A 9,628-nucleotide genomic window follows, 5' to 3' on the forward strand; every position below is an offset into this window, starting at 1 on the left:
GCTCGTCTTCGACCGCGCCGCGATGCCGGACGATGGCCCCGTCAATGCGGTCACCGAAACCGAGCTTCGCGATGTCGTCTCGAAGTACTGGGTGGTCGACGAGATCCGGCCGGCGCGCATCCACGCCAACGTGCCCGAGAACTTCCTCGCAGGCTTTGCGGCCTTCGCCGGTGCCGACATTCGCGACGAGGACAACGGTCGTAAGTCCGTGGGCGCCTGGCTACTGTCCGCGCACCTCGGCTGACGGCACACCGGAGCGTGCAAGCTGGGCGACTGGGTCCGCCCGGTACTGCTGGACGGGCTGGCCGTCTTGCTTCGCGAGCCGCTGGACAATGGAAGCAGAACGTGGCGAACGGCGCCGCGCGCGGTGGTCAAACAGTACTGATCGCGGCAGCGCCGTGAGCAGCGCAATCGGCATCGACCGATTGGCCCGGGTTTCGACGCCCGTCATTCGGGAGACCCTGATTGAAAGCAGCGCAGACGTTCAGAGGAGATCTCGGTGGATCAGCAAGTCAACTTCGACCCGCCCGCGGCGCCCGAGGACGCCCGCAAGGCGACCGAGGAGCAACGCAAGTTGCAGGAGCAACTCGAGCACCAGGACGAGGACCCGCAGGGGCCGGGATTGCATCAGTCTCGGCACGACCTACCCGACGAGAGCACGCGATAGCCTCGTCCGCCGGCCCCGTCGAACGGCTTACTGGCCAGCGAACGTTGGTTCTCAGCAGGATATTTCGTCTTGGCGAGACGCACGGTTGGCCCACCGTGGTGATTGCGCCCCGCGCACTGATGACGCGGGCCGTCCGTGGTCGCGGAGGACTGCCGCGGCAGCCTGCCACGTCAGCGTCACGCCGCCGAGGCCCGCCATCGGGATTGCCCATGACCGCCGGACCATCAGCGCGCTATTGCATTGCTCGACATAGTTGCGCGCCGTGGCCGCCGCGCTTGAGGCCTGGGTCAATTCGGTCGTAAAGCCGTTGCCACACTTGACTTGCCAGCCGAATTGATCGAAGGCGTCGATGAACACCGGGAAGCACAGCGCCAACATTCCGCCGGCCAAGAGCGCCACGGCGGCGAAGACGGTCAGCGGCACGCGGTTGGTCATTTGGGCCCCCTAAGTCATGCAAACGTTGGCGAAAAGCAGCACCGGCCACGACACGATCGAGCCGAGGAAAGACACCACCAAGTCGGCGCCGTGCATGTTGTGCAGATGCTGGGTGTGGGTGCTGGACCAGATAACGCCGACGATCAGGTACGGCGTCCCCAGCAGTATCGCCAGACCCAACAGTTCGGCGATGGTCAATTGATACTCGAGGATTGTGCGAATCCTGCTGAGCATGGGCATGCCTTTCACGCGGGCGCTGCCGGGTCTGACGGCGGCCCACAAAGCGATGACGCCAGCACACCCGGCATGCGGACTAGATCCGTCTATGTTAACGGTGATTCGGACGATCCGATAGTCCAGTGGGCCCCCCGGCGACGCTTAGGCAGGCCAACTAATATTGGAGATGCGCTGCCGGAAGCCGGTGTTCGGCTCTCCTTGATGCACCGGCGAGGTGGATGCCCAACTAGCATGTGGGGATAGGTTCTACGGATATGGCCATCTGCGCAGACCTGTCAGCGGCGTTGTCGGCCGCCGCGTGGCGCATTGCGGGAGGAGGTGGGTCGTCCCAGAACCGTCACCTCCATCAGGCGGCGCACCGTGAGGCAGGCGGCCGCCGCACTGGTGTTGGGGTAGACCAGGCGCCCGATGTCCACCGCAAGCGCGAACGCGGCGTGGACGGCATATCGGGCCCGGCCCAGCGTGAGTTCGGGGCTGGCCGCGACGGCGAGACTGGCCCAGGATTCGACGATCGAGCGCTGAATGTTGTAGAGCAGCACCGCATCTGGGTCGGGCAGGTTGTGACGCTCTGTGTAGTACACGCAGGCCAGTTCGGGGTTGGCGAACGACCGGGTGACGTAGGCCTCGATGAGTTGCGCGAGCGCCCGTTCCGGGTCGGCGTTGGTGGCCAGGATGCTGGAGAGGTCACCCGAAAGTTGGTCGGCGGCGCGCCGGTAGTAGACCGCCAAGATGGCGGCTTTCCCCGGAAAGTATTGGTAGATAGTGGCAACCGGTATGCCGACCGCTGCCGCGATGTCTTCCATCCCGGTTTCGCGATAACCACGCTCGTTGAACAGCCGCATCGATTCGTTCAAGAGAAGCTCGTAACTTCCGGCGGCGCTGGTCAGTGTCGCGGGGCGCGGCTGGTCGGATCCACGACCACGCTGGCTTGGCAGCTCGGCGCGCAGCACCGCGCTCGCGATATCGGTCAGCGACGCGCGGATCTCGGCATTGCCCAACCGGGACCGATGGTCGGTGATGCTGCCAATGACGCTCAGTGTGGCCGCCGACAGGATCCAGCGCTGCCGCGACGTCAATTTCGGCCGCAGCCTCATCAGCGGGCGCTGCAAACGACGGTTGATCAGTTTGACCTGTTCGGCCAGAGCACGCTGATCGTCACCGCGCAGGTAGCGGCCCTCCCACCGGTACAGTCCACCGGCGGTCCGGTTGACGATCGTGGTGTCGATCAGCGCACTGGTGAGCGCGCTCAGTTGCTCCTCGGGATCACCATCGGCGGACAAAGCGTCCGCGAACGCCGTGGCGTCGACCAGTTGCTGTCCCAGCGCCAGGAAGACGTCGCGGAAAAGGTCATATTTGCCCTGTGAGTGGCGGTACAGCGCCGCGGCTGAGATTCCGACGCGCGCCGCGATGTTTTCCATGCTGACCGCGTGATAGCCCAACTCGCTGAACGCATCGGTAGCTGCGCGCGCGATCTGAAGCTTGCGGTCCTTCGGGCGCCGCTTTACCTGATCCGCGGAGGAGCGGCTAGCCGACGGCATACAGATCACCGTAGCCGCAGCAGCGGCTGTCCGGGCGATCGGTCGACGACGGGATTGCCAAGCCGGCGAGCTGGCAAGATCAACTTGTCGAGCATGAGGCCCATGCCATATACCCGCCGGAGAGGACCCTGTCCGATACCGTATTCCATTGGGAAATGCGGATGGAGCTGACGAGGTTGCGGCGGGCACGGACTGGCCTGGCGTGCGCCGGGCCGGCGCTCGCCGCTGCCCTGATGCTTTCCGGCCAGGCCGCCGCCGATCCGGGGCAGCCTCCGCCGCCGTTGCCGGTGTTCACGCCGGCCCCCAGCGATTGGTCACCGAACTTCGACATCTGGCCGTACAACACATTCAGGGCACGGGTGACACCGGAGATGATCGGCGCAATGTCGGACTCCTGCCAATGGTTCAAGTCGCAATCGGATCCGTTGATGGGCCAGATCAACGACTTCAACCGGTATCTCGGCGATCAGCATGACGACTACTCCGCCGGGAGTGTGCAGGGAAACGCTCACACTGTGGTCGCCAATATCGATCAATCGACGACCTTTCTGGCTCCACGAGTAAAGCCTTTGATCATCACCAACGAGCCCGACAATCTCGGGCCGTATTCGCCGGTGAACGGCGGCGAATCGATGACCCACTTGGCATTTCAACTATCGCGGATCAGTGACAGCATCAAGAGAAAGGATCCGTCAGGAGTCACGCACGCGAACATCGTCGCGGCCACCGGCTGGGCGAACGCGCTTCGCGACTCGGGCGCATGTGACTGATGAACCAGCGTGAGGCCGCGATCGCGTCACGCCCCCTGTAGCGGCTGCCCAGAAAGGTGATGTACTGGGGGTCGGCGGTGAAGACGCTGGCGTAGGCCGCTGGATCGCCTGCAGCCCAACCTTTTACCTGCTGATCGAGGAGCGCACGAATGGCTTCTTCGTCGGCTCGCTGGTCGCCGCTTGTCATGATGCCTCCCGCAGTTGCACCACCATAACGGCGGTTACGCGATGTCGGGACTGATTATCGACGCCACCGCGCTGCGCGGCACCGATACTTGCGTGGCCTCCATGGCCGGTTGCAGCGCGTTTTGGTCGAAGAAGAACACGATCGCATCATTGGTGACCGCGAAGCTCTGGTAGTTCGCCGGCTCGAGACCGGTGTCCGGCGGTATCGACACCTTCGCCCGATACCGGTCGGCCAACGTCTTCTGCACGATCGGCAAGATTGCCTGCAGCGGTTGAGTTCCCGGTTGAAACAAGGCGTCGAAGGTGATCGGCTGCTGATTGGCCAGGTTGTAGTTGAAGGATTTGTACCAGACCAAGGGGTGAGCGGCGCCGAGGTTCTGGTAAATCTCGGTGACCACCGACTGGGTGCCCGTCGCCTGGGGACCGGAGCTGTATCGGTTCCCGGTAACCTTCAGCGCAGTCGGCGATTTCAACGTATTCAGCGGTCCGCGGGCATTGCGGAAGTCGCCATCGGTCTTGGTCAAATAGCCGATCATCGTCTGCTCGTCGGGATAGTTGGCCGGAAACACCATGCTGATGTCCGACAGGGGTTCGGAGGCATCGAAATGGCACATGTGATTCGCATCGATGCTCGACGGATTGCACAATTGCGTGTCCGCACCGGCCACGGCGGTGCCGGTGAACGCTACCGCCGTCGCAAGGATTGCCAACGCCGCAGCTGACCACCGTGATCCGATGCGCCGCCCGATGTCCGAGTTCACCCACGCGCCTCCGTTGATATTCCGCAGGCTGCATTGTCACAGATGCGCTGCGGCGGACGGTGGGCAAGCCTATTGGGGACGCCTCCCCGAAGCGGGCGTTCGGGATCTCATCGCCGTGCCTCCTGCAGCTCGACCTGCGGCAGCATGGCGGCGGGCATGCTTCCGCGCACGGGGCGGCGGCCGGCGGATGCCCGCGAATTGATCCAGCATGCCAGCCCGCCCAGCACCAGACCGACCGCAATTCCCTCGTCGGGGCGCTGGCCCAGGATGACCCACGACAACACGCCAGCCACCGCGGGAATGACGGCGAACAGCATCGCCACCGCCGTCACACCGTGGGTGTTGATGGCGCGCACATAGAGGCTCACCGCCAGCGTGGCATTCAACAGCACCATGCCGCTGACCGCGATCACCGCCTTGACGCCGTCATGCACCGTGAAGGGCGTGACGACCGCAAGGGCCGCCGCGGGTATCAATCCAACGGCGTTCTGTAGGGCACTCGTCGCGCGGAAATCGACACCGCTGCAGAATCGCTGTTGATATACGCCGCCGATCGAAAGGCCCAGCAGCCCACTGACAAGCAGCAGGATGACCGGGTCGGCGCCGTGAGTTCTCATCAGCCTGTGCCAGCAGGCGGCCAACACCGCGACGACGCCAAGCACCAGCGCAACAACTCGCAGCGCGCCGAGCGGTTCCCGCAGAAACATCGCCGCCAGGATCGCGGTAGCCACCGGGTTCATCGCAATCACCACCGCACACAGCACCGCGGGCGCTCCGAGCTGAACAGCCTCGTATAGGCAGCAGAACTGCACGCCCTGGATCAGCAGACCCGTCACCAGCACATGGCCCAATTGCGCTCCCCGGGGCCAGCCGGCCCTGGCCACCATGGACCACGTGACCAGAATCGTTGCGGCCAAACTGAACCGGAGCACCAGGGCGGCCATCGGCGTCATCGCCGTAACCGCCAGCGTCCCGATCGGATATCCGAGCGCGTAGAAGAATGACACCGCCGTGGCGGTGGTCGCTGGCATGCGTGGCAAAGACATGCCACCCATGTTCGCGTGATCCACTGACGCAGTCCAACGATTATTGGCGATCGCGATCGATCGGATCGCCTTATCGGTAGCTCGACCAAAGACGATTATTCAGCCGACGAAGCCGGTGATTGATTAGTCAAACCGATCGGATTACAGTGCGGCTGTGGCCCAGGTACTCGATATCGCGCCGCTGCGCAGCCTTGTCGCCGTCGCCGACTGCGGCGGCTTCCACCGGGCTGCCGCCGCTCTACATCTGAGCCAGTCCGCGGTCAGCCAGCATCTGCGCCGGCTCGAAGCCGTGGTGGGCGAGTCGATAGTCCAACGCTCGGGACGCGGGGTCGTCTTCACCGACGTCGGCCAAAAGACACTGCGGCACGCCCGCACGATATTGGCCGCGCACGACGCCGCACTCGACGACCTGGGCGCGACCGAACACAGGGTCCTGACCATCGGTGCCACCGAACACGGTGCCGACGTGATGCTGGCCGGCCTGTCCCGCGTGTTGCGCGAGCGACTCCCCGACCTACGGGTGCGCTTTCGGCTCGACCGCAATGTGTCGCTGGCCGATTCGATCGACCGCGGCCTGGTCGATCTGGCGATCATGCTCGACGGGGCGGGCCTCGATCGCGCTAACGCATCGGGAGTTGTTCAGTTGCAATGGGTTTCAGCCCGCTCACTGACGCGCTCTCCACGAGAGCCGCTGCCGCTGGTGATTTTCGCCGAGCCGTGCACACTGCGTGAGCCGGCCTTCGCAATTCTGGAAAGCCACCATATCGAGTACGAGATCGCCGCCGAGTGCGGTGATCTGTCCGGTCTCTACGCCGCGGTCCGGTCGGGTCTCGGTGTGGCACTGTTGCCGATGATCGGCAAGTTTCCCGACGGGCTCGGCCCCGCGGAAGGACTGCCGTCCGCCAACAGCGCCTCCATACTGGTGCGCGGCCGCACTGGCATCGATCCCGACCTGCTGGGCACGGTCGACAATGCGGTACGCGATTTGCTGGCCGCAGCAGCCTGATTTCGGGGAGACGTCATCGGGGCAAGCGCAGCGCGAGGAAGTACTCGTGTTGCCGGGCATGGTCGACGGTGTAGCCCAACGCCTTGGTGACGCCATCGGTGTCGTATTCCAGCCAGCGCTCGGTGCGCTGACGCTCGAATTCGGTCCACGACGCCACCGTGAACCTTTCAAGGAATGTATCGGGTTGCCCGACACTGTGATACAGCCGCCAGCTGTGGCCGCCCGTCCGTAGGCGTGACCGCCTGACCGCCCGCATCGCTTCGGTGAAGTCGTGGAGGTTCTCGGGCGGAACCTGGTAGCGAACGGTCACCAACACAGGCCCATCCCGCGGGCATGGTTCGAACACGAGCGTGGGCGACGGCCAGGCGGCGGAGACGTCGACACTCATTGTCCCGGTGCAGGGCAGCAACGGAAGAACAAAAACGCTGAGGGCGACAACGCCGAGTACCACGGCCGACCCGACCAGCGCGGTGCCCGGTCCCGCCCGCGTGGCGACGGCACCCCAGGCGTAAGAGCCGATCGCCTGAGCTCCCGTCGCGACGAGCAGATACACCGCCAGCCCGCGAGCGCGCACCCAGCGCGGCAGCGAGAGTTGGGCCGCGGCATTCAAAGTCGTCAACGTGAGGAGCCATGACATGCCGGACAGCACCAAAACCGGGGTTGCCGCGCCGAACGGCAGCCAGGCTACCGCCAGCGGCGCCAGCCCGTACACGGTGGCAGACCCGGCGAGCAGCACGTTATCGGAGATCATCCGACGTAACCGCGCGGCAAACGCCACGGAAAATACGGCCCCCAGGCCGATCGCCGCCAGCGCCACCCCGTATCCGCCGGCGCCCAGGTGCCATCGGTGTGCCGCGACCACCGGCAACAGAGCCAGCACGGCCGAGGCCGGAAACAGGAAAAGGACTGCGCGCAAAAGGATCCTGCGGAAGATGGGGCTGTTGTTGACAAAGAACAGCCCGGTAAGGATTGCGTGGCTGAAGTGTTCTCGCTCCAGCGGCGCGATTTGCTTCGGCCGCTTCCATGCCGCCAGGGCAACGATGATCCCCGCAAACGACACGGCGTTGATCGCGAATGCCGCCGCGGGTCCGGACAAGGCCACTACGACACCACCGATAGCCGGGCCAATCGCCCGGGCGGCGTTGCCCGCGACGCTGCCCAGGGTCGAGGCGGCAGGTATCTGTTCGCGCTGGACAACCTCGGGCTGGATCGCCTGCCAGGCCGGCCCCGCTAGTGCCGACGCGCAACCGATGGCCACGGTGAACACGAGCAGCGACGTCGGGGTCATGCGGCCGAGATAAGTCAGGACCGCCAACGCCAACGCCACCAGCACCGCGTAGGACTGCAGGACAAACAGCAACCGCCGCCGGTCGAATAAATCGGCGAGTACGCCGGCGAACAGTCCCAGCACCAGCGTCGGACCGAGGCTTGCCGTCTGGACCAGTGCCACGATGACGTCGCTGCTGTGCTGTTCCACCAGGAACCATTGAGCCGCAACGCTTTGCATCCACGTGCCGACACTGGAGGCCACCTGTGCGATGAACAGGCTGCGGTACACGCGGTTGCGAAGGGGTGCCCATGCCGACGGTTGCTCGGGGTCGGCACGCTCCCGATCCTGGATCACCATTGAGTCGGCTGCGCGCAACCACCGTGCTCGAAGTGCACACAACAGCGAAGACGATCGACGATGACGCACGCGATGGGATTGCGGATTACCAACGGCGAGCCGAGATCAATCTCTGGCATAGAAGAATGCCTTTCGCGTGGTTCCGGGATTAGGAGTCTAAACCGGGCCCGGCGCACCCGCCACGCGAAGCATTCAGCACCGGCGCACCGGCCGGGAGCTGCGCGCAGGCAGCGCGCCAGCCGGCTACGTCAGCCGTCTCGATGGCGCAGCAGCTCGAACCAGTTGTGCGGCACCCGTCCGCGTGGCCCGGGCACCGACTGGTCCTCGGGACGGCACTGGGGCGGCGCAAGCTGGGGGCCTTCGTAGTAGTCGTTGGCCTCGTAGTTCCAGAACCAGTCCTCCCCGGGTTCGAACGACCGGATTACCGGATGCCCGGTCTGCTGCCAGTGCTTGGTCGCATGACGAGAGAACGAATCGTCGCAGCAACCGATGTGTCCGCATGCGGCGCAACGCCGCAAGTGCACCCACCAACCACCCGCCTCATCGCACTCGACGCAGCCCGTGCCGCTGGGCGGCACCGAAGGGTCGACAGGAGCAGTCATCAGCGCCCTCTTCCTCCATTTATTGCAACCGCTAGCGCATCTGCGCCGGGATGCTACCTCCTTGCAAATCGGGCCGGCAGCACGTTGCCTTCCCGCGGCCAACGGCTCTTGGGATTTGCTGCGATACTCTCCCCATGGGTCCCAACAAACTTGGCCGCCTCTTGATGCGAGCCGCGCCCGTTTTCAATGCGCCGATAGCCGCGCTGGCCAACTCCCGTCGCTTTGGCCGGTTGATCAATCGCAACATCACAATGCTGACCTACACGGGCCGACGCTCCGGACGCACATACAGCATCCCGGTGTCCTACCGACGTTCCGGGGGCGACATCGTCATTAGTGTCGGCATGCCCGAGGCGAAGACATGGTGGCGCAACTTCCTCGACGACGGTGGGCCCCTGACGCTGCGCTTGGACGAGACCGAACGCGCCGGTCACGCCGTCGCCACGCAGGACGAAAAGGGAGCTGTCACCGTTACCGTGCGGCTCACCGAGTCGAATTCTTGAGTTCCACAATTCCTGCCCAGCCGAGCCGCGATCGGCTGCACAGGAGCGAAAGCTGGGTCAAGGCAACGCGTTTGAACCTCGGATACGGAGGTCGATAAACTGTTCGCCCGTTCGCGTCAGATGCCGATCACCCCATCCTGGTTCAACACGGCGCTCGACCAAAAGCCAGCGCACTGCGACGTCGACGTCGACGGTTGCCGCGTACACCTGCGCGTTTGGGGCCCAGCTGACCAGCCTCCGGTGGTGCTCG

The 9,628-nt window shown here is 64.7% G+C and carries 11 protein-coding genes and 3 pseudogenes; 6 read left to right on the top strand and 8 right to left on the bottom strand.

Features of this window, described 5'->3' with window-relative positions:
- Together A5652_RS22730 and A5652_RS28190 are read left to right on the top strand one after the other, a co-directional pair.
- Window positions 1–244: pseudogene (locus tag A5652_RS22730) on the top strand (class I SAM-dependent methyltransferase); the annotation flags it as partial.
- Between the two features lie 255 nt (window positions 245–499).
- Window positions 500–667: a hypothetical protein gene (locus A5652_RS28190; protein WP_197514065.1), complete on the top strand. Its 168-nt coding sequence runs from the start codon at window positions 500–502 to the stop codon at window positions 665–667.
- 51 nt (window positions 668–718) lie between these two features.
- Here the strand turns inward: A5652_RS28190 and A5652_RS22735 are convergent, their stop codons facing one another.
- From A5652_RS22735 to A5652_RS22745, 3 genes are all read right to left on the bottom strand, one after another.
- Complete coding sequence (locus A5652_RS22735) at window positions 719–1,102, bottom strand: hypothetical protein (RefSeq protein ID WP_067357162.1); 384 nt, start codon at window positions 1,100–1,102, stop codon at window positions 719–721.
- A 9-nt stretch (window positions 1,103–1,111) separates the two neighbouring features.
- The gene (locus A5652_RS22740; protein ID WP_067357184.1) at window positions 1,112–1,336 is read right to left on the bottom strand and encodes a hypothetical protein; all 225 of its coding nucleotides are present in this window, start codon (window positions 1,334–1,336) and stop codon (window positions 1,112–1,114) included.
- A 278-nt stretch (window positions 1,337–1,614) separates the two neighbouring features.
- On the bottom strand, window positions 1,615–2,877 hold the full coding sequence (locus A5652_RS22745; protein ID WP_067357164.1) for a TetR/AcrR family transcriptional regulator: 1,263 nt from the start codon (window positions 2,875–2,877) through the stop codon (window positions 1,615–1,617).
- A gap of 161 nt (window positions 2,878–3,038) precedes the next feature.
- Here A5652_RS22745 and A5652_RS22750 point away from each other — a divergent pair, with 161 nt between their 5' ends.
- Window positions 3,039–3,647: a hypothetical protein gene (locus A5652_RS22750; protein WP_067357167.1), complete on the top strand. Its 609-nt coding sequence runs from the start codon at window positions 3,039–3,041 to the stop codon at window positions 3,645–3,647.
- A gap of 10 nt (window positions 3,648–3,657) precedes the next feature.
- Here the strand turns inward: A5652_RS22750 and A5652_RS27160 are convergent.
- From A5652_RS27160 to A5652_RS22760, 3 genes and pseudogenes are all read right to left on the bottom strand, one after another.
- Window positions 3,658–3,834: pseudogene (locus tag A5652_RS27160) on the bottom strand (SgcJ/EcaC family oxidoreductase); the annotation flags it as partial.
- Window positions 3,835–3,868: 34 nt separating this feature from the next.
- The gene (locus A5652_RS22755) at window positions 3,869–4,594 is read right to left on the bottom strand and encodes an esterase (protein WP_082984029.1); all 726 of its coding nucleotides are present in this window, start codon (window positions 4,592–4,594) and stop codon (window positions 3,869–3,871) included.
- A 107-nt stretch (window positions 4,595–4,701) separates the two neighbouring features.
- Window positions 4,702–5,625: a DMT family transporter gene (locus A5652_RS22760; protein WP_067357189.1), complete on the bottom strand. Its 924-nt coding sequence runs from the start codon at window positions 5,623–5,625 to the stop codon at window positions 4,702–4,704.
- A gap of 169 nt (window positions 5,626–5,794) precedes the next feature.
- Here A5652_RS22760 and A5652_RS22765 point away from each other — a divergent pair, with 169 nt between their 5' ends.
- A complete protein-coding gene (locus A5652_RS22765; RefSeq protein ID WP_067357170.1) occupies window positions 5,795–6,646 on the top strand; it encodes a LysR family transcriptional regulator in 852 nt (283 codons plus the stop codon).
- A 13-nt stretch (window positions 6,647–6,659) separates the two neighbouring features.
- Here A5652_RS22765 and A5652_RS22770 read toward each other — a convergent pair whose 3' ends face one another.
- Window positions 6,660–8,273 (bottom strand): MFS transporter, encoded by a 1,614-nt coding sequence (locus A5652_RS22770; RefSeq protein WP_067357174.1) that lies wholly within the window; start codon window positions 8,271–8,273, stop codon window positions 6,660–6,662.
- Between the two features lie 248 nt (window positions 8,274–8,521).
- Window positions 8,522–8,875, bottom strand: coding sequence for a UBP-type zinc finger domain-containing protein (locus tag A5652_RS22775; protein WP_067357177.1), 354 nt, complete (start codon window positions 8,873–8,875; stop codon window positions 8,522–8,524).
- A 134-nt stretch (window positions 8,876–9,009) separates the two neighbouring features.
- On the opposite strand from A5652_RS22775, the gene A5652_RS22780 reads away from it, so the two are divergent.
- Both A5652_RS22780 and A5652_RS29275 read left to right on the top strand, forming a co-directional pair.
- On the top strand, window positions 9,010–9,378 hold the full coding sequence (locus A5652_RS22780) for a nitroreductase/quinone reductase family protein (protein WP_067357181.1): 369 nt from the start codon (window positions 9,010–9,012) through the stop codon (window positions 9,376–9,378).
- Between the two features lie 120 nt (window positions 9,379–9,498).
- Window positions 9,499–9,628 (top strand): annotated as a pseudogene (locus A5652_RS29275) (alpha/beta hydrolase); the annotation flags it as partial.

The sequence above is a fragment of the Mycobacterium sp. 1165178.9 genome (assembly GCF_001673555.1).
Taxonomy (GTDB): domain Bacteria; phylum Actinomycetota; class Actinomycetes; order Mycobacteriales; family Mycobacteriaceae; genus Mycobacterium.

Coding starts and splice junctions, on each gene's coding strand:
- A5652_RS22735 (WP_067357162.1), bottom strand. CDS start 1,102: ATGACCAACCGCGTGCCGCTGACCGTCTTCGCCGCCGTGGCGCTCTTG.
- A5652_RS22740 (WP_067357184.1), bottom strand. CDS start 1,336: ATGCTCAGCAGGATTCGCACAATCCTCGAGTATCAATTGACCATCGCC.
- A5652_RS22745 (WP_067357164.1), bottom strand. CDS start 2,877: ATGCCGTCGGCTAGCCGCTCCTCCGCGGATCAGGTAAAGCGGCGCCCG.
- A5652_RS22750 (WP_067357167.1), top strand. CDS start 3,039: ATGGAGCTGACGAGGTTGCGGCGGGCACGGACTGGCCTGGCGTGCGCC.
- A5652_RS22760 (WP_067357189.1), bottom strand. CDS start 5,625: ATGCCAGCGACCACCGCCACGGCGGTGTCATTCTTCTACGCGCTCGGA.
- A5652_RS22770 (WP_067357174.1), bottom strand. CDS start 8,273: ATGGTGATCCAGGATCGGGAGCGTGCCGACCCCGAGCAACCGTCGGCA.
- A5652_RS22775 (WP_067357177.1), bottom strand. CDS start 8,875: ATGACTGCTCCTGTCGACCCTTCGGTGCCGCCCAGCGGCACGGGCTGC.
- A5652_RS22780 (WP_067357181.1), top strand. CDS start 9,010: ATGGGTCCCAACAAACTTGGCCGCCTCTTGATGCGAGCCGCGCCCGTT.